Origin of the sequence: Candidatus Amarolinea dominans (assembly GCF_016704685.1) — a bacterium.
Classification (GTDB): domain Bacteria; phylum Chloroflexota; class Anaerolineae; order SSC4; family Amarolineaceae; genus Amarolinea; species Amarolinea dominans.
Map to the genome: position 1 here is coordinate 1 of NZ_JADIZS010000038.1, position 25,972 is coordinate 25,972.

Consider the following 25,972-nt stretch of genomic DNA (forward strand, 5'->3'; position numbering starts at 1 on the left):
AGTTATATTTTACACCAGATAAAAGTATAAGTCAAGATGAAGAATTATTGAAAAGAAATCCCAAACGTAACCACATTTTTTAGCGCAGAGGAATCGCACCTTGCGTCGGGATGTCACGAATTGACGGTTCGTGCATGCTGACGTATACTTTTGGTATGCACAGAAAGACCAAATCAGTCATATTGTGCATGTTGCCGACACAGATGTTTCTAACCAGATTCGGCTCCGCCGCCTGGAACAGGTAACCTGTTTCGCAGTGTTGTGCGCTGTTACGACCGCTCTGCCCACTCGTATTGATTGCGGAGAGAACACGTCACCATCGGTCAACCAGAACTATGAGGAGATCATCATGACGCCCAAGACCTATGCTGATTTCGACTTGCTCATTGAGGAACATAACGGTACGTATCGAGCTCGCGTGATCAATTCACCGGCCGGTCAGGCAGCGACTGACTTCACTCTGCCGTTTGCACCGTTGGAACTGGACAACTTCGTTCTCCGCCTCGGACAGGCACGCAGACGCACGCGCCATGTGCAATCACCTGACATGGCCCTCGTCGAGAGTTTTGGCAATCGGCTCTTCCGAGCAGTTTTCGCCGGAGACGTTGGAACCTGCCTCCGCAGCAGCCTCGTCGCTGTACAGCGCCAGGAACAGGGTTTACGTGTCCGACTGCGCCTCTCGGAATCACCATCTCTCATTGACATTCCCTGGGAGTATCTCTTCGACAGCCTGACAAACCGTTTCCTTGCACTTTCTATTGATACACCCATCGTCCGCTACCTCGATCTGCCAGAGGCAATCACGCCTTTGACAGTGCATCCTCCGCTCTCCGCGTTAGTCATGATCGCCAGCCCTTCCGACCTCAATCCACTTGACACAGAACAAGAATGGGCAAAACTCAAAGAAGCTGTCTCTGACCTGGAACAAAAGGGCCTACTGGTGATGGACCGTCTCGAGGCTTGTACACTCACCACTATGCAGCAGCGCCTGCGCCAGCGCATCTATCATATCTTCCATTTCATTGGTCATGGCGGTTTTGATCCGGCTGCCGGCAGCGGCATTCTTTTCATGGAAGACGAAACAGGTCACAGCCAGGCAATCAATGCCTTTCGCCTCGGCACCCTTTTACACGACCACAAGTCACTGCGTCTCGCCGTGTTGAATGCCTGTGAAGGGGGACGAGCCTCTCGCAGCGATCCGTTTGGCGGCGTTTGTCAAAGTCTACTACAACAAGGCATCCCCGCTGTCATTGCTATGCAGTTCGAAGTAACAGATAAGACCGCCATCGTTCTGACGCATTCATTCTATCAGGCCCTGGCAGACGGATACCCGGTTGACGCTGCGCTGGCGGAGGCCCGCAAGTCAATCTTCATCAGCAACGATCTGGAATGGGGAACTCCAGTGCTCTACTTGCGCGCACCGGATGGGCGCATTTTCGATGTGGTGAGCGCCGCGGCCTCTGATCCATTTGCCGCCCAAGCATTGCCTGAACGCGTTCCACAGACCCAGACAGCGATCGCACCCCCAGTAGTTCCGCACATTCAACCTGCGAACGCCCAGGCGCAACCGGCGCAACCTGCAGATTCCACCCGGCAGCCAGCGCGCAGTCGTACATGGGCCTGGTTTGGGCTGACACTGGCGCTGGTCGCTCTCATAGGTGTAATCGGTTGGCAATTCTTGCCGTGGCGTGGAGTTGACCGCGCTTCGATCTCTACGGCCAGCAGCATCACCGCAACCAGATCGCTGGCAACCCTAACTGCCCCCACGCCGGCGCTTGCTTTCACTACACCAACGGTCAGTGCAGCGGTTCCAGCAATGGGGACAGGTTCGGCGCCTGCTCTGGCAACAGGTCCGAGTCCGACAGCAACCGCAGTTACTACAGTGGGGTCGCCATCAACTGCAACTGCCACCAGACTCCCGCCGCCAACCGCTACTGCGCCTCCGCCGCCAACTGCAACCGACATCGTGATACCGATTGCGGAGCCAACGGCACGCGTTGATCGCACATGCCCGAATGCACCACCACCTCACGTGCAAGTGGGCGATACTGCGCGGGTCAGCACCAAGCAAGATCCGCTCTTGTTGCGCACAGAACCTGGCACCAAGAGTCCGAAGAAGACGAGTCTTTCTCCAAACACGCGTTTGAGCGTCATTGGGGGGCCAGCGTGCGAAGATCGGACATGGTGGTGGCAGGTTCGTTTGGGAGATGGGAAGACCGTCGGTTGGGTGCGGGATGGACGTGACGAAACCGACCCAAACTATCTCTGTCGCGTCGGCTCTCCGTCCTCGTCACAACCCACATTTGGAGTGGTCACTTTTTGTGACACGGCACATTTCGATACCCAACTACAATTATGCACAACTTCTTTCACTACGCTGCCGAGCAGCATAACCAGGTTCTACATTACAATTCCATTTCTTGGTTTACCGATAGGCTCGCGTCTTGATCGTATCTGGTACGTCAACGGCCAACGTCAGACTGATCTCGAACGTAAGAATCAGACCTTTAGTCGTCAATCGGTTCCTCTACATCACCTGACCACCACCGCGCAGGGGACGAAGAAGCTGTCGTAGCCGGCGGCTGGGGCGTTGACCGCGGCGCGGTAGCGCAGGCCGGTGGATGACCCGCCGTCCAGGTTGACGGCCTGCACCAGGCCCAGGTCGGACGCGGCCAGGAAGGCCGCAAACCCGGCCAGGGTGGCGGAGGTGACATCGGCGATGAAGATGACGCGGCCCTGGCTGTCCACCCCCGCCGCGGTGCGGGCCGCAGGGTCGCTGTCGTTCAGGCCGGACACCGGCTGACCGCCGCGCACCAACATGGGCCAGCCCTGCAAGCCCAGGCGCAAAGCATCGCTGACGCTGCCCGGCGCCGCGGCCAGGCTGGCCTTGTTGCCGCGCACCAGCAGCACGCCGCCCCAACCGGCCCGCAGCGGCGCCAGCACCCCTTCCGGTCCGGCCAGCAGACCGATGTGGCGATTTTCATTCTGGTCGGTGGTCAGGTAGAAGCCGCAGTTGATGGCCGCCAGCGCGTCCCGTTCGTTCAGCCAGGCCCCCACCGTTTGCATCTGATCGGGATTGGCGCTGAACGCGATATCGAAACGCACCACGGTCGGGTCGAGGCGCAAGGCGAGCCGCGCCGCTTGGCCCAGATTGCGGCGAATCTCCGCGCCGGCGAAGAGCGGCTGCCAACCGCTGTCCAGGTTGGGATCCCCTCGCGTCGGCGGGGCCGTGATGGGCGTGAGAAGCGCCGGCGTGGGGTCCTGGAGTTGGGGCGTGGGAACCTCGCACGCAGCGAGCAGGATGCACAGAAGGCAGAGGATGAGCTGAGTCGCCACGCCTGGCATCGTGCGCACGCGGCGGAAGCTGTGAAGTTCAATGAACCTGTTGGCCGATGGGTGTGACATGCTGCTGATGTGCCGCCTTAGGCCCCGTGCAGGATGCGCGTGAACAGCTCTTCGTAGCGATCGGTGATCTGTTCCCAGCGGTAGTGCGCGTCCGCGTGCGCCAGAGCGCGGCGGCGGTACGTCTCCACGGTTTGCGGCGAGGCCAGCAAATCATCCAGCACCGGCTTCAGCCCCGCGCTGCCTTGACGGCCATCGTAGACCAGCCCCGCATCACCGATGGCCTCCCGATTTTCGGGGATGTCGTTGGCAACGACGCAGTTGCCCAGGGCCATCGCTTCCAGCAGAGCCGGGTGGGTGCCGCCCACCTCCGATGGCTCGACGAACAGATAGGCATTGCTGCACAGCTCCCGGTAGCCCTGGCCGAAGACATAGCCGGTGAACAACGTGCTCGGCCCGGCCAGGCGGTGCAGATGGGCAATGTAGTCGGCCTGGTACGGCGCATCGCCCACCACCACGCAGCGGTAGCCGCTGTCCAGCCCCTGGCAGGCCTCGACCAGGTGATGGACGCAGTTTTCGGGCACCAGTCGTCCCACGAAGAGGACATAGCGCTGCGGCTCCAGCCCGAAGCGGCTCAGGGTTTCGCCGGGCGGCAGGCGGCCAATGTCCGCGCCGTAGGCAATGACCGCGGCCGGCGCGCGTTGAAAGCGGTTCTGATAGTAGGCCGCAACCACCTGCGAATCGGTGATGAAGGCGTTGGGCAGGCGCAGCGCCAGGTGTTCGGCCATCTGAATGTAGCGCGCCGCCCACGCGCCCCACTTGGCCCGCCGCCAATCCAGGCCGTCCACATGCAGGATCACCTTCTGCCCGGCCAGGCGCGGAATCCAGCTCACGATGCTGTTGCCCGCGATGACCATCAGCACCAGGTCATAACCCTGGCCCAGCGCATGCACCGCGCTCAACGTGGTGTGAACGATGGTATCCAGGTGCTTGTGGCGCAGGGTCGGCAGCTTGACCAGGCGCACCCCGCGGTAGCGGTTGCCCGCGACCTGGATATGCGGCACGCGGCAGTAGACCGTCACCTCATGCCCGCGGCCGGCCAGGTGGGCGCTCAACTCTTCCATCATCGTCTCGAAGCCGCCGTAGTTCGCGGGAATACCGCGGCCGCCCATCAGTGCAATTCTCATACGTTCTTCCCAGCTCTTACGAATTTAGTTCAGTCAGCGCGGCGTAGACCGCCTCTATCCGCTGCACGTGCTGCGCCAGCGTGAATTGGCTGGCGACGCGCGTCCGCCCGGCAGCGCCCAGACGCCGGGCCTGCGCCGGATCGCCCAATAAACGGGCCAGCGCCGCGGCCAACATCGCCGCGTCGCCCGGCGCCACCAGGTAGCCGGTCTCGTCTTCCATGATCAAGTCCTCCGGCCCGCCCCGCGTCGCCACCACCGGCAGTCCCAGCGCCATGCCTTCCATGACCACCAGGCCAAAGCCTTCCATCGTGGTGGTCGGCACGGCCAGCACATCGAAGACCTGCATGATCTCCGGCACCTGCGCCCGCGGCGCCTCGCCGGTGAAAATCACGCGGCCGGCCAGCGGCCCGCTGTTGGCCTGTGCCAGCAGGGCCTGGCGCAGCGGTTCATACGCCGGCAGTGCGCCGCCCACCAGCACGAAGCGCGCGGTGGGCCATTGGCTGCTCAGGCGGGCGGCCGCGTCCAGGAAAACCGCCTGCCCCTTGATCGGGGCGATGCGCCCGACCATGCCAACCACCGGCGCAGCGCCCAGCCCCAACTCGGCGCGCACCGCAGCCGCAGGTCGTCGCGGGGTAAATGCCGCCAGATCCAGCCCATCCGCCGCCACATGCAGCCGCGGGTCGGCGCCGCGGCGACCCCACTGCCCGCGCACGGCCTGGCTGTTGACGATGACCGCCGAGGACAGGCTGAGCATGACGCGGCACAGCAAGCTGCGCAGGGGGTTGCCCACCGGCAGGCGTTCGCGCACGTGCCAGACGTGCGGCACACCGGCCAGCCGTGCGGCCAGAGCACCGTCCAGCGCGGCGCTGCTGTTGGTATGCACCAGCGCCGCCCGCTCCTTTCGCAGCCACGCGGCCAGGCGCATCACCGACGGTGGCAGCCGCAGCCCCAGGCCCGCCAGCGCCCGCGGGGAGCGCAAGTCCTGACGGGTGCGCGGCGCGGCCAACGGCCACACGCGCCAGGGCACGCCGGCCTGCGTCAGGGCCTGGCTGAACGGCCCGGCAAAGGGCAGCAGCACCAGCGGTCGCCAAGCCGCCGGGTCCAGATGCGTCGCCAGGTCGAGCAGCATCGCCTCCGCGCCCGCCCAGTAGCCGGTGGCGTTGATGAAAACGACGCGGCGACCCGCGCCCGCTGCCAGTCCTCCCTCTACGGACATGATGCACGCTCGAACAGGGTCAGTTCGCTGCCCGGCCAGCGCCAGGTCATGACCGGCGTCGAGAATGCGGCCAGGCCGGCGGTCAGCGCATCGTCGCGATCCACCAGCCAGGCCCGCGCGGACCAAAGCCAAATGCGGCAATGCCCGGCGGCCTGTTGAGCGACAAACACCGCGGGCGTCTGGCGCTGCGCCGTGTCGCCATTGTACCACGCGATCGCGCCAGGTGGTGTGCCGTAGAACGCCAACGGCGCCAGCAAATAAACTTCCGGCGCACGCAGCAGCAGCACATCCGCAGGCTGCACTGCGCTCTGCAGGAACTGCGCCGGTTGCTGCAAATCCTCCTGCGCAAAAGCCGGATCGCTCACGCCCCTGAGCCAAAAAACCGCCGACAGCGCCACGGCCATCCCCACCAGTCGCCGATCCTGCACCGCCAGCCACAAGAGCAAGGCTGGTAGAGCAAACAGCACATAGCGCACATTGAAGTTCGTCTGCGCCCACCAAGTCAGCAGATTGGCGCCGAGCAGGGGGATGGTGAGCCAGAGGAGGAGGAGAGCGGAGAGCGGAGAAGGGGAGAAGGGGAGAGGGGGAGAGGGGGAGAGGGGGAGAGGGGGAGAGGGGGAGAAGGGGGGGAGTGGAGAGTGGAGAGCGGAGAGGGGAGACCGGAGATTGGAGATCGGAGGAGGGAGAGCGGAGATTGGAGGCCGGAGATTGGAGACCGGAGGACGGAGATTGGAGACCGGAGGACGGAGATTGGAGAGCGGAGGACGGAGACCGGAGATTGGAGACCGGAGATTGGGGAGCGGAGGACGGAGAGCGGAGATCGGAGGACGGAGATTGGAGATCGGAGGACGGAGAGCAGAGATCGGAGGACGGAGAGCAGAGAGCGGAGACCGGAGATTGGGGAGCGGAGGACGGAGAGCGGAGAGGGGAGATCGAGAATCGAGGCAGCCGGGCGCGATAGGCGAGTAGGGGAAGGATGATCCAGGGTGACGCGGCGAGGAAGAGCCAGCCCAGGTGTTGCAGCAGCAGGTCGCGCAGCCCCGCGCCGTTGGCGAGCGCCTGGCGCAGCGCCTCCGGCGGCGGGCCAACCGCAAAGCCCCAGTTCAGGGTCAGCAGCGAGTAGGCCACCTGCGCCAACGGCAGCCCCGGCCGCGTGATCGGAGTTGACCAACCTGCGGCCGCGCCAGCCAGATAAACGGCCAGCGCGGGCGCGCTCAGCAGCAGCGCCAACGCCAACGCCGTCAGAAAAAAGCGACCGCGCTCGCGCTGCCAGATCAGCACCCACAACCCCAGCGCCGCCACGAGAAAGACCGTCCACAGCGACGCGGCCAGCAGCAGCGCCAGGCCAAGCCCCAACAGCCGCCAGCGCCCACCAGGTTCCCCATCCCATACCTCTCCCCCCTCTCCTCTCCGCCGTACGGAGAGGAGAGGGGCCGGGGGTGAGGAGAGGCGTCGCTGTGCGGAGAGGAGAGGGGCCGGGGGTGAGGTGCGGTCTCCCCCCTCTCCTCTCCGCCGTGCGGAGAGGAGAGGGGCCGGGGGTGAGGAGAGGCACACCACCAACAGCGCCAACGCGCCCACAAAAGTATAAAACGATGCTTCCTGGCTGTACCAGATGTGCAGCGGGTTCAACGCCAGCAGCAGCGCCGCCGCGTAACCCGCGCGCGGCCCCGCCCACGCCCGCGCCGCGCGCCAGATCAAGGCCACGCTCAGCACCCCGCACAGCAGCGCCGGCCAGCGCGCGGCGACCGCGCTGTCGCCCGCCAGGACCAGCCAGGGCCGATAGAGTGCAAAAAAGAGCGGCGAGCGTGCGGTCGTAATCTCGACATTGAAAAGCGCCGCGATAGCCGGCCTTGTCAGCACGCCGACGTTGGCGATCTCGTCCAGCCACAAGCCCCGATTCAGCCCAATGCTGCGCACGAACGCGGCCAGGAGAAGGACGAAGAGAAACGCCGCGTCGCGTCGCATCCACGCTGGCCCTGAACCTGGTAGTTTCATGCGGCGCGCTCCAGGATGGGGGCGGCCATGGCCTCCAGCAGACCCAGGTAGATCCAGAAGTAGGCGAGCCAACTGGCCTCCGTGGCTTGAAACGCCGCCAGCAGGCCCACCAGCGCCAACAGCAGCCCGCCCAGCACGGCACGCGGCAAACCGTGCGCCTGACGCCAGGCCTGGAAACCGCGCCAGCCGGCCAGCGCCAATGCCAGCACAAAGGCGCCGAGACCGAGGATGCCGGTGTTGTACAGTTGATGGATGAACAGGCTGGGAATCCAGGAGGTGGTGTTGGCGTTGGGATAGTAATAAACCTGGCTGTACGCGCCGATGCCCCAACCGATCCAGGGATGCTGCGGCCACACGCTGAGCGCGTGGCGCAGGATTTGGCCGCGCACCCACACGTTGCCATCGTCTGCCAGGTTGCCGAAGGTCGCCAGACGCTGGGCCAGCGCGCCGCCGCTGCTCAAATCCACCTGTGGCACGAGAAAACGCAGGTCGGACCAGCCGAAGAGGGCGACCAGGCAGAGACCGACGAGGCCCAGGCCCGCGCCCGCGACCAGCGCCGTGCGCGGATGCCGCCAGGCCCAGGCGATCAGCGCCAGACTGCCAGCCAGGGCAAATCCCAGCCAGGCCGTGCGCGTCAGGCTGGCGACCAGGCCGCCCAGGCCCAACGTCAGCGCCGCCCAGGCCGCCAGGCGCCAGCGCCACGGCAGTCGCTCCGTAAGCAGGCTGATCGGCAGGGCCAGCAGCGCCACGGCCAGGCAGTAGGAACCGTAGATGTTTGGCTCCCACTGGCTGCCGGTGGGCACGAAGCCGCCATCGGTCTTGAAGACGACGCCCAGGTTGAGGTGCAGGAGCGGCCAGGCGACCGCGCTCAGCAGGCCGAAAGCCGCCACCCCTGCGCCGATGAGCATCTGCACCCACGCTGCCTGGTTGGCGTCCAGGTTGCGCCAGCGGCCGGGCGCGCCCGGCGCCGGTTCCGCCGACGCCAGGTTAGCGGTGACGAGGTAGATCGTCACGACCAGCACCAGTTTGGTCCAAAGCGCCAGGCTGTTGGTCACGTTGGGCGCGTGCATGAGCGACGCGGCCAGCCCGATGACCAGCCAGGCGAGCAAGGGCCAGCCGGTCAACGGCCAGCGCCAACGCCGGCGCCCTGCGACCACATCCACGGCCAACAGCGTGCCGACCAGGGCCAGCGCCAGGTATTCGGCGTAAAGGCTGAAGCCGCCAATCGTCAGCTCGTAGCGGTTGGCGCCCGCGGCCAGGATGATGACCCACAACCCGGACGCCGGCCAGGTCAACAGGGCGACGATCAGCCCCAGGCCGGCCAGCGCGGCGGCCAACACCCACATGGGGCCAAGCCACGTCAGCAGCAGAGCCACCGGCAGGCTCGCCAACGCCAGCAGCGCGTAGACGAGCGGAGGGTGCATGATGGAGGAGGATTGCTTGACCTGGTGCAGCATGGCGTTCAAGGGGCGGTCGGGCCGTAATACTGCCCATAGGTTCCAGCGGGCAGCGGCAGCCGATTGAGTACCGCGCCCACCACGTGCGCGCCGGCCGTCGTGAGCAGAGCCATGGCGCGCTGTGCGGACCGGCGCCGGGTGCCCTGGGCATCCACGACCAGCAGGGTGGCGTCGCTGGCGTGCGCCAGCAGCGCGGCATCTGCCACCGCCAGCACGGGCGGCGTATCGAGTACGATCACATCGGCCGCCTGGCGCAGGTCAGACAGCAGCGCGACCATGCGCTCGGAGCCGACCAGTTCAGCCGGATTGGGCGGCTGCGGTCCGCTGGTCAGCAGGTGCAGGCCAGGCACGGCCGTCGGCTGCAGATGGGCTGTCAGCGGGCCGCCGTCGGGCAGCAAGGCGGTGGTCAGGCCCAGGTTGTTGCTGACGCCAAACACGGTGTGCAGGCGCGGGCGGCGCAGATCGGCATCCACCAGGATGACGCGCTGGCCCGCGTGCGCCAGGGCCACGGCCAGGTTGGCGGCCGTGGTGGTTTTGCCCTCGCCCGGCTCCGCGCTGACCACGCTGAGCGTGCGCAGGGGCCGGTCCAGGCTGGTGAAACGCAAATTGGCGCGCAACATGCGGTAGGCCTCGGCCGCCGCCGAATGAGGGGCCTGGCTGATCACCAGCCCGCTCTGGTCCAGGCCACTGCTGCGCCCCACGGTGGCGAGAACGGGCAGGGCAATGGCCGCAGTGACTCGTTCGGCGCTGTTGAGCCGATCATCCAGCGCTTCCAACAGCAGCGCGGCGGCCAGGGCCATCGTCAGGCCCACGATCGCGGCCGCCAGGGCATTGAACAGCGGGCGCGGGCGCAGCGGTCGGGCCGAGGCACGCGCCGGTTGCACCACCGTCACGTTATCGCTGGCCTGCGCCTCGGCCAGGCGCACCGTCTCATAGCTGGCAGTCAGCGCACTCAGCGACTGGCGCAGGCGTGAAAGCACCTCCGAGCTGGCGCTGCCCGCCGCCTCCTGCTTGATTTGCGTCTCCAGCGCCGCCATCTGCTGCTCCAGATTGGTCTTGGACGCGGCGAAGCGGGCCACTTGGCGCATGCGGTTGGTTTCGATGAACGTCTGCGCCACAGCATCAGCCACCTGCGCGGCCGCGGCCGGTGACGGGCCTTCGACGCGCAGACGGATCAACTGTGTCTCGCGAATCGGTTCGGCGGTCACAGCCAAAGGCCAGGTGGGCGCGGCGCCGTTCTGGCTCAGGCGGGCAATCGTGGCCTCCAGGGTGGCCGGCTGCACGATAATCTGCGCGTAGGTGGAAGCCAGGCGTTCGCTGGCCGCAATGGCGCCGATGTCCCCGCTGCTCAGGCTGGCTGGGCTGACCTGCAGCATGGCTTGGGCTTGATAGACAGGGGCGAGGCGCTGGCTCCAGCCAAAGGCGACCAGGCCGTACAGGATCGGCGCAGCCAGCAGCAGCCAGGCTCGCCGGCGCAGAAAATGAGCGAAAAAGATGAAATCAGGCACCGGACTCTTTCAGGTTGGTTAGGATTCCAGGGTGGGCCTGGTCAGTTGATCGAGCAGGTCGAGCACCAGGTCATCCACGTTGTCCTGGCTGGGCAGGGAGCCAATCAGGCCATACATCGGCGCGGTGCGACCGGACAGGCCGCTGCCCTGTCCCAATGTGCGTGAGGCCACGCTGGTCAGGCGCGTGACCAGGCGCGGCGGTAAGGCGTGAACGATCTTTTGCGCCACGCGCAGCCCGCCGGCGGCCAGGCGGCGTCGGGCGTCCGGCTGGCTGACCTGCTGCACCGCGTGGGCCAGATCGGCTAAGAATGAATCGGTGACCGCGACGTGCGCCATGTTCACGGTCATGTGCAGGCTGGGCGGCGACTGCTGGCGGTCCAGGTGCCAACCGGCCAGGGTCAACTCATCGCCAACGTCGTAGATGTCCAGGCGCGTGGAGCCGATCGCCAGGACGCTCATATCGGGGCTGCCCAGCACATGCAGGCCAGGCGTGGCGTTGATGCCCTGCTTGAGTTTGCGCGCGGCGGCCATCACCTGTGCGGCAAGATTGACATAACCGGCTTCGCCGAGGTAATTCATCACCGCCCAGGCTGCGGCGATGGCGCCGCCCGGTCGCGTGCCGGTCATTGTGGGTGACGGGTAGATGCCGCCGGGCCAGGCGGTTTGCACGAAGAACTGAAAGCGGCGCAGGTCAGCGCCGCGATAGAGAATCACCGAGGCGCCTTTGGCCGCGTAGCCATACTTGTGCAGGTCAACCGAAAGGGAGGTGACGCCGGGCACGCTGAGATCGAAGGGCGGGACGGCATAGCCCAGGCGGCGGGCGAACGGCAGCATCATGCCGCCCACGCAGGCATCCACGTGCAGCAGCAGCCCCCGCGCCAGCGCGACCTGGCCCAGCTCACGAATGGGGTCAACCACGCCCTGGGGATACGACGGGGCCGAACCGACCAGCAGGATGGTGTTGGGCGTGATCGCAGCGGTCATCGCGGCCACGTCTGCGCGGAAGTCGGCGCGCACCGGGACATAGACGGCGGTCACGCCAAAGTAGTGGGCGGCTTTGGCCAGGGCCGGATGCGCGGTGATCGGCAGCACCATCTCAGGCGTGCGAATGGCGGGCCGGCGGCTGCGCGCCCAATCACGGGCCGTTTTGACCGCCAGCAGCAGGCTCTCGGTGCCGCCGGAGGTCATATTGCCGACGATGTCGTCGCCGGCGTTCGCCGCGCCCAGCAGATGGCCGGTCATCGCGACGACGTCGGTTTCGAAGCGGCGCAGGCTGGGGAACGCGGTGGGGTTGAGGCCATTTTCGGCGAAGAACATGGTGTACGCCGCCTGCAGCAGTTCGCTGACCTCGTCGCCCGCGTCGAAGACCAGGCTCCAGGCCCGTCCCGCGCGCCAGTTCACATCATGGTCGCGCAACGACGCCATGCGGGCCAGAATGGCTTCTTTCGTGTTTCCGTGGGTGGGCAGGTGTGCTGATTCACTCATAGCCGCAAGATTATAGCCGAGATGCGCGTCAGTGCCAAGTGAGGGAGCGTTCAGAATTCAGAGTTCAGAATTCCAATGCTATAATAGCGGTCACGCAGGCAGGTGACGGAGGATCATGCGTTTTTTCGATACGGCGGGGCCGGTGCGGGGTGAGCGGTGACTATTTCCGGAGTTCGCGTGCCCTGGCGCGCCGTGGTGTTGGCGGTCAGCATCACCGCGGTTCTGGCCGCGCTCTGGCTGCTCAGCCAACCACCTCCAACGCCGTCGCCGCTGCCCTGGGCGCCGGAGCGCCTGCACCTCGGCATCAATGTGGATCTGACCACGCACGACGATGCTGCCCTCGACAGCACCCTGGGCCGCCTGGCTCAGCTTGGCCTTACCACCGTGCGCCAACGCTTCGACTGGAATCGGATCGAGCCGGCGGCCGGTCAGTTCACCTGGGATGCCTACGATCGCATCGTGGCCGCGGCCAACGCCAATGACCTCGAACTCCTCGCGGTGCTCGACGGCTCACCGGCCTGGGCGCGGGCCGCGGTGGACAGCGCCAATCCCCTGGCGCCGCCGCAGGAACGCGCCGACTTCGGTCGCTTTGCGGCGCACGTGGCCGCGCGCTACGCAGGCAAAATCAATTTTTACCAGGTGTGGGACGAGCCGAACATCGCGCCGCACTGGGGCGCACGTTTCGTTGACCCGGCCGCTTACGCCGGCCTGCTGCGTGAGGGTTACGTGCAGATCCGGGCGGCCGACCCGAATGCCGTGGTGCTGACAGCCAGCCTGGCGCCGACCCTGGAAACCGGCGGCGCCAATCTGAGCGACATCGCGTTTCTGGAGCAACTGCTGGCGGCCGGGGCTGGTGGCTGGTTCGATGCGGTGGCGATCGCACCGTATGGTTTCGATCAGGCGCCGGACGCTCGCCCGTCGGCCGACAGGCTCAACTACCGCCGCGCGGAACTGCTGCACGACGTGCTGGCGCGCCGCGGCCTGACTGCCATGCCGATGTGGGCAACGGCCGCCGGCTGGTACGCGCCGCCGGCTGGCTGGAATGGGCCGCCCGCGCCCTGGCCCGCGGTGACTGAGGAGCAGCAGGGCGCTTACGCCGCGCAGGCGCTCGATCTGGCGCGGTCGTGGCCCTGGCTGCACGGCTGGCTGTGGGCCGGCGAGCAACCGGCGCAGGCCGACGATGTGCGCTGGGGTTTTGCCCTGCACCGGCCTGATGGTTCCGAGCGCCCGCTGGCGGCTGCCCTGGCCCAGGCCGCGACCGCGCGCAGCGACGTTTTGGCGCCCGGTCGCCATCAGCCAACGGCCCCTGCGCTGCACTACAGCGGCGCCTGGCGCGTGACGTCCCTGGCGGCCGATCCGGCGCGCTCCCCTGACGACGCCTTGACCTTCCGCTTCACCGGTCGTCGCCTTGACCTGGAGGTGCAACGGGGCAACTACTGGGCCTACCTGATCATCAGCGTGGACGGCCAGCCCGCCAACGCGTTGCCCCGCCAGGAAAACGGCGATGCCTTCCTGGTGCTCTACGATCCCCTGGCCGCCCGCGCCACCGTGACCGTGGCCGACCGCCTGGCGCCCGGCGAGCACCAGGCGACGGTGCATCCGGTGGGTGGCTGGGGCCAATGGCCGCTGCTGGCGCTGACCATCTATGACGAACTGCCGTCGCCGGGCCTCTCGCGTCCATTTGACTGGCTCTTGCTGATTGGGGGCCTGCTGGGGAGTCTTGCGGCGCTGTCCTGGAACCGCCTGCGCGCCTTGACGGTGAACCCAATCGTGATGGTCGGGTTGGCGACGACCGCCGCGATCCTCCTGGAATGGGCCGCGCAGTTGATGTTGTTTCTGATCGCGTTCACCCTGCCCCTACATTCGCCCGAATTATTGACCTGGCTGGGCCTGGCGTTCTTCATCCTTTCTCGCCTCATCCTCCTGGTGGCAGGAGAGAGATTCGGGATCGGAGATCGGAGATCGGGCACGTGGAAGGCGGGAATTCGCCGCTCCCCAGTCTCCAATCTCCGGTCTCCGGTCTCCGGTCTCCGGTCTCTGGTCTCCGGTCTCTGCTCTCCTCCCTCCCCCCTCGACCTTCCCCTGCTGGCGTTCCTCGCTGTGGCGCTGCTCAGCACCTTGCAGGCTGCGAATTTCGGCGTCGCCAGCCGCGAGTTTCGCACGGTATTTCTGGATGCGGCGATCTTCTATTTCCTGGTCAGCAGGCTGTTGACGGGGGATGGCCGGGCGACTGCAAGTCGCAGCAACGAGGGCGAAGTCCACCGGCGTGGACTGGGATCGCCGTTTTGGCTCGTGCTGGATGGGTTGGCGCTGGGTGCGGCCGCGGTGGCGCTGGTGGGTCTGGGGCAAGCCATCCTGGGCGCGGACATCATCCGCGCGGAGGGGGTGAGCCGGGTGCGCGCCTTCTACGGCTCGCCCAACAACCTAGCGCTCTACCTGGAACGAGTGTTGCCCATGCTGTTAGCGGTCGCGGTCTTTGGCGCGGGGCGCCGGCGCTGGGTTTACGGAGGACTGGCGGCTCTCGTGTTGCCCTGCCTGATTTTGACGTTTTCGCGTGGCGCGCTTATGCTTGGCCTGCCCGCCGGCCTGCTCGTGATTGGCCTGCTGCGCCGCGGTCGCACCTTGCGCGTGGTGAGCGCCGGATTGGGCGCCGGCGCGGTGGGCCTCGTCACCGTTCTGGCGACCGGCGCGGCGCGTTTCGCCGGCTTGTTCGATTTTCAGACCGGCACCAGTTTCTTGCGCCTGAAGCTGTGGCGCGGCGCCTGGCAGATGGCGCTCGATTTTCCCTGGCTGGGGGTTGGCCCGGATAATTTCCTGTACGCTTATCGCACGCGTTACGTGCTGCCCAGCGCCTGGGAGGAACTCAACCTGAGTCACCCGCACAACATCCTGCTCGACTTCTGGACGCGCTTGGGGCTGGCTGGCGTGGCGGTTGGCGCCTGGCTGCTGACTGCCGCGGCGCGGGCGGGCTGGCGCTGTTATCGGGCGCTGCCAGATGGCAATGAACGCGCCGCCGTCCTGGGCCTGCTGGCCGGGCTGGGCGCCGCGTTGGCCCACGGCCTGGTGGACAATTCCTTCTTCCTGATGGACCTGTCCTTCTTCTTCTGCCTGTGCGCCGGCCTGTTCAGCGCCCCCCCGCAAACAAAATCTTGATTCTTTTTGCCACGAATTACACGAATTTTCACGAATTTTTTCTGTCCATCCGTGCCATTCGCGGCAGAACAATCAATCATCGTCACCCGATCTCTGATCTCTGATCTCTGATCTCCTGAATACCAGAAAGGAAACCATTCATGCGCATTCTTGTCACCGGCGGGGCCGGGTTCATCGGGTCACACCTGTGCGACCGGCTGTTGGCCGAAGGGCACAGCGTCATCGCGATGGACAATCTCATCACCGGCAACACCGATAACATCGCCCACCTGAACGGGCGGCCTGATTTCGAGTTCATCAAACATGATGTCACCAAGTACATCTATCTTGCCGGGCCGCTGCACGCGGTCATCCACCTGGCATCGCCGGCCAGTCCCGTTGATTTCCCCAAAATTCCCATTCCGATCATGAAGGTCAACTCCCTGGGTACCCTGAATGCGCTCGGCCTGGCGCTGGCCAAGGGCGCGCGCTTCCTGATCGCTTCGACCTCCGAGGTGTACGGCGACCCGTTGGTGCATCCGCAGCCAGAGACCTACTGGGGCAATGTCAATCCGATCGGCCCGCGCGGCGTCTACGATGAGGCCAAGCGCTTTGCTGAGGCGCTGACCATGGCCTATAACTTCCATCACGGCGTGGAGACGCGCATCGTGCGCATCTTCAACACCTACGGCCCGCGCATGCGCCTGGACGATGGCCGCGTGGTGCCCAATTACCTGACGCAAGCCCTGCGCGGGGAACCGTTGACGGTCTACGGCGACGGCAGCCAGACGCGCTCGTTCTGCTTTGTCAGCGATGAAGTGGACGGCATCTACCGCCTGCTCATGTCCGCCGAAGTGCAGCCGGTCAACATCGGCAACCCCAACGAGTTCACCATGCTGGAATTCGCTTACATCGTCAATGAGCTGACCGGTAATCGAGCCGGGGTCATCTACAAAGCCTTGCCGGTGGACGATCCCAAGCAGCGCAAGCCAGACATCTCGAAAGCCCGGCGCGTGCTGGGCTGGGAGCCGCGCATCGAAGTGCGCGAGGGTGTGACGCACACGATCGAGGACTTCAGACGCCGCATGAAAGCGCGCGGCCTCCTGGCGGGATAACACGCAGAAAGTGCAAAGTACAAAGTACAAAGCGCAGAGGGCAGAAGTGCAAAGTGCAAAGTGCAGAGTGCAGAAGTACAAATCGAAAATCTAAAATCTAGAGTGGACGATGTTTTGTACTCTGTAGTTACGGAGGTGTCGTGTACTCAACGTGGCAACGACTGTTGTTGACCCTGTACGCTCTGATTTTGAGAGGCTGGTTTCGCATCGGCAAGGTGCCGCTGTCGAAGCTGGCTAATCTCACGCGGCCGGGATTGCCGCCCACCCTGCATGGCCTGGGCGACCTGCGCGATTTTGCCCAGTGGTGGGAAAAGCACACCGAATGGCGAGCCGACCCGTTCAACGGCGCGTTCGACATTTTCCCCAGCCTGTCGCACGCCGAGTGGCAATGGGCGCGCGGGGGCACCTTCCGCGACGATTGCGATGGCCTGGCCTACCTGGCCGCCAATCAGATCAAGCCCTTTGCCGACGCCGCGAACGATGTCTTTGTGGTGACGGTCATCACAGACCCCTTTTCCTGGGGCAGGCAGGGGCTGTTGATGGCGCCGCATGTGATCTGCCTCTTTCGTCGGGCCGGCCACTGGCGGATGATCAGCAACAGCCTGCTCTTTGCCGACACCTGGCTGGACTTCGAGGAGGCGTTGCAAGAGAACCCCTACGCCTACGGGCATCCCCTACTCTTCTATGAAGTGCGTGACGCCAACCTGCGCTTCGTGCGCAGCAAGCGCTTCCCGACTCCCAAGGTCAAATCGGCCGTGCGGGAGATTCTTCCGCCGGGCGTAGGCCATTTCTGAGGTAACTGCTCAGGCGGCCCCCCTGCCCCCCAATCCTGGGGGGAAAAGCATTCGGCTCCCCCAGAATTGGGGGGCAGGGGGCGGCTATCCAGCATCGAAGAAGCGCTTGACATCCAGCCGATCGCTGGTGACGCGGCCGGGAGGGAGGGCGGCCAGGACGCTGCGGCCGTAGAACTTGTGCAGGAGGCGTGAGTCGAGCAGGGCAATGACGCCGCGATCGGATTCGGAGCGCATCAGGCGGCCGACGCCCTGCTTGAGGGCCAGGGTGGCTTCGGGCAGCATCAGTTGGGAGAACGGTTCGCCGCCGCTGGCGCGCAGCAAGCGATCACGGCCGGCCACCACCGGGTCGGAAGGCACAGGGAAGGGCAGGCGGTCAATCACCACCAGGCTCAGGGCCTCGCCGGGGATGTCTATCCCTTGCCAGAAGGAGCGCGTGGCGAAGAGCACCGCATTGCCCGCGGCCTGAAACTGGCGAATCAGCTCGGCGCGGGGCGCATCTCCCTGCCTGAGCAGCGGAAATTTGACGTGCGGGCTGACGGTGTCGTACAGGTAGCGCATGCGCGCCAGCGAGGTGCAGAGGATCAGCGCGCGGCCGCCGCTGTAGGTGATCAGCCGGTAGACCTCGCGCGCGAGTTCGAGTTGATAGGTCTCCTCGTCGCCGTTGCGGTCCGGCGGCGTCAGATGGGGCGCGGTGTAGATAAGCACGTTGTTGAAATAGTCGAAGGGGCTGGGGACATCGAGCGTGACGCAGTCGGTCGGCGCACCCACCTGGCGGCGGAAGAATTCATAGCCGTCCGACGTGCGCAGCGTGGCCGAGGTGCAGATGACCGTTTTGACCTTGTCGAAGAGGTGCTCGGCCAGGAAATCGCTGACCTCCAGCGGCCGCTGGATGACGAAAAGCGAGCGCGGGTCGCCAGCGTTCATGCGTTCGACGAAGCGCACCCGGCCCGCGGGCACCTCCGCCGCCATCATCTGCAGCTCGAACTGCGACAGCGCCAGGTGCTCCACGAAGCGCCGGAACTCCGCATTCATCTCCTCACTGCCGTAGGGCGCTTTGATCGCCTGCATGGCCTTGGCGGCCTCTTGCAGATGCAGCGCCATGCGGGCCATTTCTGGCTGGGCGCCCGTCAGCTCCCAGCGCCCAAAGGCCTCGCGCGGCGCATTCTCCGTCAAATCAGCAAACAGGGTATTGTTGTCGCTCTGCAACTGGCCGCGCAGTGCGCCGGCCAGGTAATAGTTGACGTGATTGGAATTGATGATGCCCTGCATCTTGCCATAGGTCAGCGTCAGTTGCAGGGCCGTCGCCGTGTAGCTCGCAAGTTCATGCGCTTCGTCCACCACCACGACATCGGGCATAGTGAAGAAGGGCGCCTCGCTGTTGAGATCGAGCGCCAGCAGCGAATGGTTGACAACCGCCACATCGGCCTGATCCAGGCGCCGCTTGGCTCGCTCGTAGAAGCAGAGGCGGATCAGCGGGCAGCGATTGCCCAGGCACTCGTGATTTTCGATGGTCAGATGCGGCCGCAGGCGCTCCGACAGGTTGAGCGCGTCCATTTCGCCCGAATCCGACTGCGCCCATTCGATGAAGCGCGCGGCGCTGAACCCGGCATTCTGATGTTCAGCGGTCGGGCGTTTTGCCATCTGGTCGAGCTTGCGATTGCAGATGTAGTTGCTGCGCCCCTTGAGCAGCGCGGCCTTGAAGGGACGCGGCGCCACCTGTTGCAGCGCAGGAATGTCTTTCAGCCAGAGCTGATCTTGCAGCAGCTTGTTGGCCGTGGCCACCAGGACTTTTTGGCCGGACCAGATGGCCGGTACCAGGTAGGCAAACGACTTGCCGGAACCGGTGCCCGCTTCGATGAGCGCGTGCCCGGCGCTGCGCATCGCTTGCATGACCGTCTCGGCCATTTGCAGTTGACCAGGCCGAAAATAGTAGCGATCGCCCAGGTAGCGCGCCACCGGTCCCCCTGGACCGAGCACCTGGCGCAGATCCACCTCGTGCCAGGGGGTGGGGGTGCGCTCGGCTTCCGGCTCCGCGTCCGGCAGCGCAACTTCGTCCCAGATCGCCAGCGGCGGCGTGATGAGCGCGCCGTCGTCCTCTTCACGGAGCGTAAGCGCTGGCTCGCGGCGCCTCGGCGGTTGCGCCTGCGCCTCGGCCGCCTGCGCCAGGGTGTCGAGCAGCGCCTGCGCCTCCAGATTGTCGGGCGCCAGGGTCAGGAGGTCGCGCAGGATGTTGAGCACCCGCTGATACTGGCGGCGCTTGAGCGCGCGTTGGGCCTGCGAGAGGGCAAAGCCGATGGCCTGCTCGCGCCGCGTCGGCGCTTCGGCAATGGCGATGGGCAGACGCAGCACACGGGCGCGCAACGCCAGCGCCTCAGCCAGCAGGATCACGCCCCGCCAGGCGCGTGAATTAGCCTGCTTGAACAGATCGCGCGATGTTTGGATGAGCTGATCGGCGCGCGCAAGGGACAGCGTCGCCACCATCCCTGATACCGTTTCGGCGCGCTCGCCGCGGCGGGTCATAGCAGAGGCGGCTGCGGCCACGGCCAGGCGCCACAACTGCAAGCTTTCGTCCGGCGTGCCGGACCGCTCACGCAGGTCAGCCAGCAGCACCAGCGCGCGCTCGTAGTCGCTGCCGGCAAGGCTGCTCTCCTCGATTTCTTCCGGTGGATCGGGTATGGTTTGGCTCATGGCGCCTACGGATGATCACAAAGCCGTTGCAGGCGAGCGATTGAAGAGCGATTGAAATCGCACCTCACGGGCGTTCCGCTGGGCGTCCACCTGCGTGGACGCGATGCCGGTCGGCTGCATCGAGCGATTGAAATCGCACCTCACGGGCGTTCCGCCGGGCGCCCACCTGCGTGGACGCGATGTCGGTCGGCTCGAAAGAGCGATTGAAATCGCGCCTAAAGGGCGTTCCGCCGGGCGTCCACCTGCGTGGACGCGATGTCGGTCGGCGCAAGCCGACCTGGCGGCGGCACGCCCCTTCGCCCCGAATTCCATTCGGCGGCGGCCTTCACAACGATGCTGGCTGCGAGTCGGCGACGGTGCGCCGCTGTTCGAAGCGCTGCATGAAGCTGAGCACGGTGAATGCCTCAGCGATGTCTTCCAGGCCCACAAGGCCCAGGAACTGTTCATTGTCATAGACGGCCACGGTGCGAGCGCCCTTTTCGCCCATGACGGCACGCACCTCATCGAGCGATTGCGACGCGGTGACGCGCACGACCTCGCGCTGCATGATCTGGGTGACGTAGAGATCGTTGGATTCGGTGTTGAGCGCACGCAGCACATCCCCGCGCGTGACAATACCCAACAGCCGATCGCCCTGCATAACGGCAAAATCGGGCTGGTAACTGGTCAGGATGTGGCCGACCACCTTGCTCATGCGGTCACCAACAGCCAGGGAAGTGGCGTGGCGGTTGTAAGCATCGCCCACGCGCTGGGTGTCCAACACCGTACGCGCTTGCGCTTCGGAGTTCTCCTGGCCTGCGCCGGTAAAGATGAAGATGGCAATCAACACCAGGATGAAGTTGCCGCTGAGAACGCCCACCAGGCCCAGGGCAACAGCCGCCAATTGGCCGATGACCGAAGCGATGGCGGTGGCGCGCGGATAACCGAGGCCCATGGCCAGCAGGGCGCGCAGCACGCGGCCGCCGTCCAGCGGGAAGGCCGGGATCAGGTTGAAGAGCGCCAGGCTGAGGTTGGCCGCAAGCAGCCAGACCAGCAGAGTGGAGAGGGACGGCGTCATCTGCATGTCGGTCAACAGGCCGCGGCCATCGAGGACGTTCGGCCCCACCGCGAAGCCGGTGATGACGAGCAGGATGGCGGCAATGGCGAAGTTGACCAACGGCCCGGCGATGGCAATGAGCAGCTCGTGCAACGGCTTGTCAGGGTTGCGGCCGATGAGGGCTACGCCGCCCAACGGCAGCAGGATGATCTCACGCACGGGGATGCCAAAACGCAGCGCCACCACGCTGTGCCCCAACTCGTGCAGGGTGACACAGGTGAAGAGCAGTAACATCAACAGAACGCCGAAAGCCGCGCCGCTCAGGCCGGCCGGCCCGCCCCACTGAACCGCTCCCAGAATCAGAATCAGGAAAAAGGTGATATGAATCTTGATATCAATCCCAAAGACCTGGGCGATCCGAAATGACCACTTCATGGCATGACCTCCTGCGAATGGTGAGCTTCTGGCTCACTGAATTGTACGAAGTTCTTGACTTACGTCAATTATTGGACTGCAAGAACAGGTCTGTTGTCACTGTGACTCCATCGTTCGGGTCCGGTCAAAAGGGGTATCTGACAACAGTCGTAGGTCACGCCTCCGGCGCGACGACTCCCTCAGCGACAAATCACGCTTTGGTGCGTCGAAGAGGCAAGCCGGAGGCTTGCGTTACGGGTAATGCTCGCATGCGAGGTTTCATGATGCATCGAATCATCGTTATTGGCGCGGGCATCGGTGGGTTGACGGCAGCCGCTTGGCTGACGCGGGCCGGGGCCGATGTCACCGTGCTGGAAGCGCACGTCTACCCGGGCGGTTGCGCGGGGACGTTTTTTCACCAGGGCTACCGCTTCGACGCAGGCGCGACGCTGGCGGCCGGGTTCGACCCGGAGGGCGGGATGACGCGGCTGGGCCAGGCGCTGAACATCACCTGGCCGGTCGAGCCGGCGCGCGAGGCCATGCGCGTTCACCTGGCGGGCGGGCAGGTGACGCGCTGGACCGACCCCGCGGCCTGGCAGGCAGAGCGCCTGGCCGTGTTCGGTCAGGCTGCGGAGCGGTTCTGGCGCTGGCAGGAGACGACGGGCGACCGCATGTGGGAGGCGGCGCTGGCCGGCGTCCCCTGGCCGCCGCAGTCCGCGGCCGATCTGGCCCGTCTGGCCGGCGTGGGGCTGGGAGTGGCCGCCGCGGCGAAGGCGCAGCTCCCCGGCCTGGCGCTGGACAGTGTGCGCCCGGTGGCGGCCCGGCTGACCGGCCTACCGACTCTCCTGCGCCAGTATGTGGATGGGCAGCTCCTGATTGCGGCCCAGGCTGCTTCGGATCGCGCCAACGCGCTGTATGGCGCGTCTGCGCTCGACATGCCGCGGCGCGGGGTGGTTCATGTGCGGGGAGGCATCGGCCAGTTGGCCGAAGCGCTGGCCGGCGCAGTCCGCCGCGCCGGCGGCCAGGTGCATTACCGGCAGCAGGCAACCCGTGTGGCGCCGCGGGCCGGGGGCGGTTCGGCTGTGGAAACCAACAAGGGCGCTCGTTTCGAGGCCGAAACGGTCATTTTCAACCTGCCGCCACACGACGCCGCCGCGCTGATGGGCGATGACGCGCCGAGCCGGCTGCGACGGGCCAGCCTGCCCGCAGATGGGTGGGGCGCGTTCATGGTTTACGTTGGGCTGGACGGCGCCGGGCTACCGGCCGATCTTCCGCTGCATCACCAGGTGCTGGTGCGTGAGCCGCTGGGCGAAGGCAACAGCGTCTTCTTGTCGCTGAGCCTGCCCGGTGACGCGGGCCGGGCGCCGGCCGGGCAGCGCACTCTGACGATCAGTACGCACACCAACCTGGCCGCGTGGTGGCGCCTGTTCGAGCAGGACCGCGCCGCGTACGAGGCGCGCAAGGTCGAATACACCGAGCGGGTCATGGCCGCGGCTCAGGTTGCCATCCCTGGGCTGGCTGCAGCCGCTCGCCTGATCCTGCCCGGTACGCCGGTCAGCTTTCAGCGCTTTACGCGGCGCAGCCGAGGCTGGGTGGGCGGCTTCCCGCAGACGAACCTGTTTCGGGCCTGGGGACCGCGGTTGGGGCGGCGCCTGTGGCTGGTGGGCGACAGCATCTTCCCCGGCCAATCCATCCTGGCGACTGCGCTGGGGGGCCAACGCGTCGCGCAGGCGGTGCTATCGTCAGCTTTGCAGGGTCTTTGACCGGAGATGGTTCTGATGTTACAATGGCATCCTCGTAGTCTATTAATGAAGTATGAAAGGACGCCGGCTCATGCCGCCAAACCAATCTTTTGGTCGTTACGTTGTCACCCGCCGCCTGGGCCGCGGGGGAATGGCCGAGGTTTACGAAGCCAACGATCCGCTTCTCAATCGCCCGGTGGCGATCAAAGTCATCTACGCGCACCTGGCCAGTCAAGATGGCTTCGATCAGCGCTTTCGCCGTGAAGCGCAACTCGTCGCTTCGCTACGCCATCCTCACATCGTTCAACTCTACGACTTCGGCATCGAAAACGAGCAGCCGTTCATGGTCATGGAGTATCTCAATGGCGGCACTTTGCACGATCTCCTGCTGCAGTGGCGCAGCCGGGGCGCCATCATGCCGCTGGATGAAACGGCGCGCCTGCTGACGAAGTTAGGCTCGGCCCTGGACTATGCACACGAGCGCGATGCCATCCATCGCGACATCAAGTCGTCCAACATCATGTTCACGGCCGAGGGCGAGCCGGTCCTGACCGATTTCGGTATCGCGAAAATCCTGAGCGAGGTGGCGCATTTGAGCGCCACCGGCAGCGTGATGGGTTCGCCCGCGTACATGGCGCCGGAGCAGGCGATGGGTCAGCCGGTGGATGCGCGCAGTGACCTGTACGCGCTCGGCATTGTGCTGTACGAGATGGTCAGCGGCCGTGTGCCTTTCCAGGCCGATTCCCCCACGGCCGTCATGATGCAGCATATCTCGCAGCCGCCGCCGCCGCCCCGCCAGTTCAACCCACAGTTGCCGCCGGCCGCCGAAGCGGTGATTCAGAAGGCGCTGGCTAAAGACCCCGCGGCCCGCTTCAACCGCGTGAGCGAACTGGCGGCCGCGTTTCAGGCGGCCGTGACCAGTTCAGAGATCACGCTGGTGAACGCTCTGTTCGTGCGCGATCCGGCGGCCACGATGGTGTCAGGCGAGCCGACGGCACACGCGGCCACGGCTGCGCCCACGGCGAGCAGGTCAACCCCGCCGAGCCAGACGCCCGCTCCGCTCCCCGCCAGCCCTCCGGCCGGCCGTGCCGCGCGCGGCTGGCTGCTGCCCGCGTTGGCGGCCCTGGCGCTGATCGCGGTCGTGAGTGTCTTCTTGCTGTTGCGCGCCGGTCAAGTCAGCGAGATGGGGATGCCAACGGTTGACCTGTCCCTCGTGCGCTTCAGCGATGGCGCGGCGCTTTCCGATCAGGCCACCGCGACGTTGAACGGCGTCCCCGCACCAGCCCCGGGACGCAATACGAAGTCTGGCTGTTGCGCGGCGATGAACGACGCCAGAGCATGGGCATCATTCCGATCACAGACGGCCAGGGCACGCTCAGTTTCGCCGATCCCAACAGCGGCATCCTGCTGGCCGATTTCGACGCGGTCGCGGTCACCATTGAATCGGCGCCGGACAACAACCCGATGCCGGGGGCGACTGTCCTGTGGCAGGGCCAGTTGCCCGCGCAGGCCCTGATGCATATCGGCCACGTCCTCGTGGCTCGTGAAGACACGCCGGACAGCATCGGTTACGCCGTGGGCCTGCGCGTCCAGGCGGAACTTCTGCAGGAGGCCGGCGCTGCCCAAATGGCTGCGCTGCAGGCGCAGGACCTGCAGCAGGTCAGGCAGATTGCGGAGGGCATCATCGGCCTGATCGAAGGGGGCGCGGGCGAGCACGCAGGCGATCTGAACGGCGACGGGGTCGTGTCCAATCTCGGCGATGGCTTTGGCCTTCTGCCCAACAGCACGCACGTGGGCTACATTCAGGGAACCCTGGAACATGCCAGCCTCGCCGGCAGTACGCCTGACTCCACGGACGCTATCAGGCAGCGCGCAGCATGTGCAAATTGCCATCCAGAACGTGAGCGAGTGGGTGATCAGTCTGCGTGACCTGTCGCTGCAAATTGCCCAGACAACCGACCTGGGCGCGGTGAATGCCGCGGTGCGTGAGGCCGCGACGCTGACCAAACGTATTCTGGATGGTCAGGACATCAACGGTAATGAGAGCGTAGATCCGATTCCCAACGAGGGCGGCGTCATCACCGCCTATTTGCACGCCCAGTTCATGGCCGACATCATTCTCGCCGCGAACCCTGGCGGCCAGTCGGGACACGTCCATGTGGCGCTACCGGGCGCTGCTGCCGGTCGCGGGTGACGCTCCCGTGCCGCCGCTGCACGTCGGCGGCACGCCGCTCTATCACGCGGCGGCCCTGGGCGCAGCTTGGCCTGCCCGACCTGGTCGTCAAGGACGATGGTCGCAACCCTACCGCGTCGTTCAAGGATCGCGCCAGCGCGCTGGTGCTGCTGAAGGCGCAGGAGCAGCGCGCGGCCGTTGTCACCACGGCCAGTACGGGCAACGCCGGCGCCGCGCTGGCCGGGTTGGCCGCCAGCATCGGTCAACCGACGGTGATTTTTGCGCCCAAAACCGCGCCGCCTGGCAAGGTGGCGCAGCTGCTGACCTACGGCGCCACGGTCCTCCTGGTGGATGGCAACTATGACGCCGCGTTCGAGCTTTGCCTGGCCGCGTCCAAAGAGTTCGGCTGGTACTGCCGCAATACCGGCTATAATCCTTACACGGTGGAGGGCAAGAAGACGGCCGCGTACGAAATCTGCGAGCAGTTGCGGTGGCAGGCGCCGGACGCCATTTTCGTCTCCGTGGGCGACGGCAACATCATCACCGGGCTGCACCGCGGCTTGCGGGATTTGCTGGCGCTGGGCTGGATTGACAAGCTGCCCAGGCTGATGGCGGTGCAGGCCAGCGGCTCATCTGCCATCTAGCGCGTGGGCCAGCGGCGCGGACACCATCACCCCCGGTGCAGGCG

Annotated in this window: 18 protein-coding genes; 9 read left to right on the forward strand and 9 right to left on the reverse strand. The window is 65.7% G+C overall.

Going from position 1 to position 25,972, the window contains the following annotated elements; translation table 11 throughout:
• Positions 1-130: 130 nt before the first annotated feature.
• Positions 131-2,575, forward strand: coding sequence for a CHAT domain-containing protein (locus IPF85_RS19965; protein ID WP_343409818.1), 2,445 nt, complete (start codon positions 131-133; stop codon positions 2,573-2,575).
• On the opposite strand, the gene IPF85_RS19970 is transcribed toward IPF85_RS19965, so the two are convergent.
• The 7 genes from IPF85_RS19970 to IPF85_RS20000 form a co-directional block, all read right to left on the reverse strand.
• Entirely contained in the window at positions 2,533-3,405 is an 873-nt protein-coding gene (locus IPF85_RS19970; protein WP_343409819.1) for a phosphodiester glycosidase family protein, read from the reverse strand. The two genes, IPF85_RS19965 and IPF85_RS19970, sit on opposite strands and share 43 nt — an antisense overlap.
• A gap of 17 nt (positions 3,406-3,422) precedes the next feature.
• Complete coding sequence (locus IPF85_RS19975; RefSeq protein WP_343409820.1) at positions 3,423-4,529, reverse strand: DUF1972 domain-containing protein; 1,107 nt, start codon at positions 4,527-4,529, stop codon at positions 3,423-3,425.
• A 16-nt stretch (positions 4,530-4,545) separates the two neighbouring features.
• A complete protein-coding gene (locus tag IPF85_RS19980; RefSeq protein WP_343409821.1) occupies positions 4,546-5,745 on the reverse strand; it encodes a glycosyltransferase in 1,200 nt (399 codons plus the stop codon).
• The gene (locus IPF85_RS19985) at positions 5,736-6,221 is read right to left on the reverse strand and encodes a hypothetical protein (protein WP_343409822.1); all 486 of its coding nucleotides are present in this window, start codon (positions 6,219-6,221) and stop codon (positions 5,736-5,738) included. Before IPF85_RS19985 ends, IPF85_RS19980 begins: the two co-directional genes overlap by 10 nt.
• Before the next feature lie 1,515 nt (positions 6,222-7,736).
• Entirely contained in the window at positions 7,737-9,197 is a 1,461-nt protein-coding gene (locus IPF85_RS19990) for an O-antigen ligase family protein (RefSeq protein ID WP_343409887.1), read from the reverse strand.
• 5 nt (positions 9,198-9,202) lie between these two features.
• On the reverse strand, positions 9,203-10,705 hold the full coding sequence (locus IPF85_RS19995; protein ID WP_343409823.1) for a polysaccharide biosynthesis tyrosine autokinase: 1,503 nt from the start codon (positions 10,703-10,705) through the stop codon (positions 9,203-9,205).
• An 18-nt stretch (positions 10,706-10,723) separates the two neighbouring features.
• Positions 10,724-12,190 carry an aspartate aminotransferase family protein gene (locus tag IPF85_RS20000; protein WP_343409824.1) on the reverse strand — a complete coding sequence of 489 codons (1,467 nt, stop codon included), beginning with the start codon at positions 12,188-12,190 and terminating at the stop codon, positions 10,724-10,726.
• 177 nt (positions 12,191-12,367) lie between these two features.
• On the opposite strand from IPF85_RS20000, the gene IPF85_RS20005 reads away from it, so the two are divergent.
• The 3 genes from IPF85_RS20005 to IPF85_RS20015 all read left to right on the forward strand — a co-directional run bounded on the left by IPF85_RS20005 (position 12,368) and on the right by IPF85_RS20015 (position 17,231).
• Entirely contained in the window at positions 12,368-15,343 is a 2,976-nt protein-coding gene (locus IPF85_RS20005; RefSeq protein ID WP_343409825.1) for an O-antigen ligase family protein, read from the forward strand.
• 140 nt (positions 15,344-15,483) lie between these two features.
• Positions 15,484-16,437 (forward strand): UDP-glucuronic acid decarboxylase family protein, encoded by a 954-nt coding sequence (locus tag IPF85_RS20010; protein WP_343409826.1) that lies wholly within the window; start codon positions 15,484-15,486, stop codon positions 16,435-16,437.
• A 140-nt stretch (positions 16,438-16,577) separates the two neighbouring features.
• Positions 16,578-17,231 (forward strand): hypothetical protein, encoded by a 654-nt coding sequence (locus tag IPF85_RS20015; protein WP_343409827.1) that lies wholly within the window; start codon positions 16,578-16,580, stop codon positions 17,229-17,231.
• Between the two features lie 84 nt (positions 17,232-17,315).
• Here the strand turns inward: IPF85_RS20015 and IPF85_RS20020 are convergent, their stop codons facing one another.
• Positions 17,316-19,919, reverse strand: a complete 2,604-nt coding sequence (locus tag IPF85_RS20020; RefSeq protein ID WP_343409828.1) for an ATP-dependent DNA helicase — start codon at positions 19,917-19,919, stop codon at positions 17,316-17,318.
• 325 nt (positions 19,920-20,244) lie between these two features.
• The gene (locus IPF85_RS20025; protein WP_343409829.1) at positions 20,245-21,390 is read right to left on the reverse strand and encodes a site-2 protease family protein; all 1,146 of its coding nucleotides are present in this window, start codon (positions 21,388-21,390) and stop codon (positions 20,245-20,247) included.
• Positions 21,391-21,650: 260 nt separating this feature from the next.
• On the opposite strand from IPF85_RS20025, the gene IPF85_RS20030 reads away from it, so the two are divergent.
• The 5 genes from IPF85_RS20030 to IPF85_RS20050 all read left to right on the forward strand — a co-directional run bounded on the left by IPF85_RS20030 (position 21,651) and on the right by IPF85_RS20050 (position 25,928).
• Positions 21,651-23,132 carry an NAD(P)/FAD-dependent oxidoreductase gene (locus tag IPF85_RS20030; protein ID WP_343409830.1) on the forward strand — a complete coding sequence of 494 codons (1,482 nt, stop codon included), beginning with the start codon at positions 21,651-21,653 and terminating at the stop codon, positions 23,130-23,132.
• 70 nt (positions 23,133-23,202) lie between these two features.
• Positions 23,203-24,627: a serine/threonine-protein kinase gene (locus IPF85_RS20035; protein WP_343409831.1), complete on the forward strand. Its 1,425-nt coding sequence runs from the start codon at positions 23,203-23,205 to the stop codon at positions 24,625-24,627.
• The gene (locus IPF85_RS20040; RefSeq protein ID WP_343409832.1) at positions 24,576-25,040 is read left to right on the forward strand and encodes a hypothetical protein; all 465 of its coding nucleotides are present in this window, start codon (positions 24,576-24,578) and stop codon (positions 25,038-25,040) included. Before IPF85_RS20035 ends, IPF85_RS20040 begins: the two co-directional genes overlap by 52 nt.
• On the forward strand, positions 25,024-25,305 hold the full coding sequence (locus IPF85_RS20045; protein WP_343409833.1) for a hypothetical protein: 282 nt from the start codon (positions 25,024-25,026) through the stop codon (positions 25,303-25,305). The genes IPF85_RS20040 and IPF85_RS20045 overlap by 17 nt, the downstream gene beginning before the upstream one ends.
• A complete protein-coding gene (locus tag IPF85_RS20050; protein ID WP_343409834.1) occupies positions 25,302-25,928 on the forward strand; it encodes a pyridoxal-phosphate dependent enzyme in 627 nt (208 codons plus the stop codon). Before IPF85_RS20045 ends, IPF85_RS20050 begins: the two co-directional genes overlap by 4 nt.
• The last annotated feature ends 44 nt before the right edge of the window (positions 25,929-25,972 follow it).

Bases quoted from the DNA above. Each gene is read 5' to 3' on its own strand.
- IPF85_RS19990 (WP_343409887.1), bottom strand. From the start codon at position 9,197: ATGCTGCACCAGGTCAAGCAATCCTCCTCCATCATGCACCCTCCGCTC.
- IPF85_RS19980 (WP_343409821.1), bottom strand. From the start codon at position 5,745: ATGTCCGTAGAGGGAGGACTGGCAGCGGGCGCGGGTCGCCGCGTCGTT.
- IPF85_RS20035 (WP_343409831.1), top strand. From the start codon at position 23,203: ATGCCGCCAAACCAATCTTTTGGTCGTTACGTTGTCACCCGCCGCCTG.
- IPF85_RS20025 (WP_343409829.1), bottom strand. From the start codon at position 21,390: ATGAAGTGGTCATTTCGGATCGCCCAGGTCTTTGGGATTGATATCAAG.
- IPF85_RS20020 (WP_343409828.1), bottom strand. From the start codon at position 19,919: ATGAGCCAAACCATACCCGATCCACCGGAAGAAATCGAGGAGAGCAGC.
- IPF85_RS19970 (WP_343409819.1), bottom strand. From the start codon at position 3,405: ATGTCACACCCATCGGCCAACAGGTTCATTGAACTTCACAGCTTCCGC.
- IPF85_RS19975 (WP_343409820.1), bottom strand. From the start codon at position 4,529: ATGAGAATTGCACTGATGGGCGGCCGCGGTATTCCCGCGAACTACGGC.
- IPF85_RS20000 (WP_343409824.1), bottom strand. From the start codon at position 12,190: ATGAGTGAATCAGCACACCTGCCCACCCACGGAAACACGAAAGAAGCC.
- IPF85_RS20040 (WP_343409832.1), top strand. From the start codon at position 24,576: ATGCCGGGGGCGACTGTCCTGTGGCAGGGCCAGTTGCCCGCGCAGGCC.
- IPF85_RS20030 (WP_343409830.1), top strand. From the start codon at position 21,651: ATGATGCATCGAATCATCGTTATTGGCGCGGGCATCGGTGGGTTGACG.
- IPF85_RS20010 (WP_343409826.1), top strand. From the start codon at position 15,484: ATGCGCATTCTTGTCACCGGCGGGGCCGGGTTCATCGGGTCACACCTG.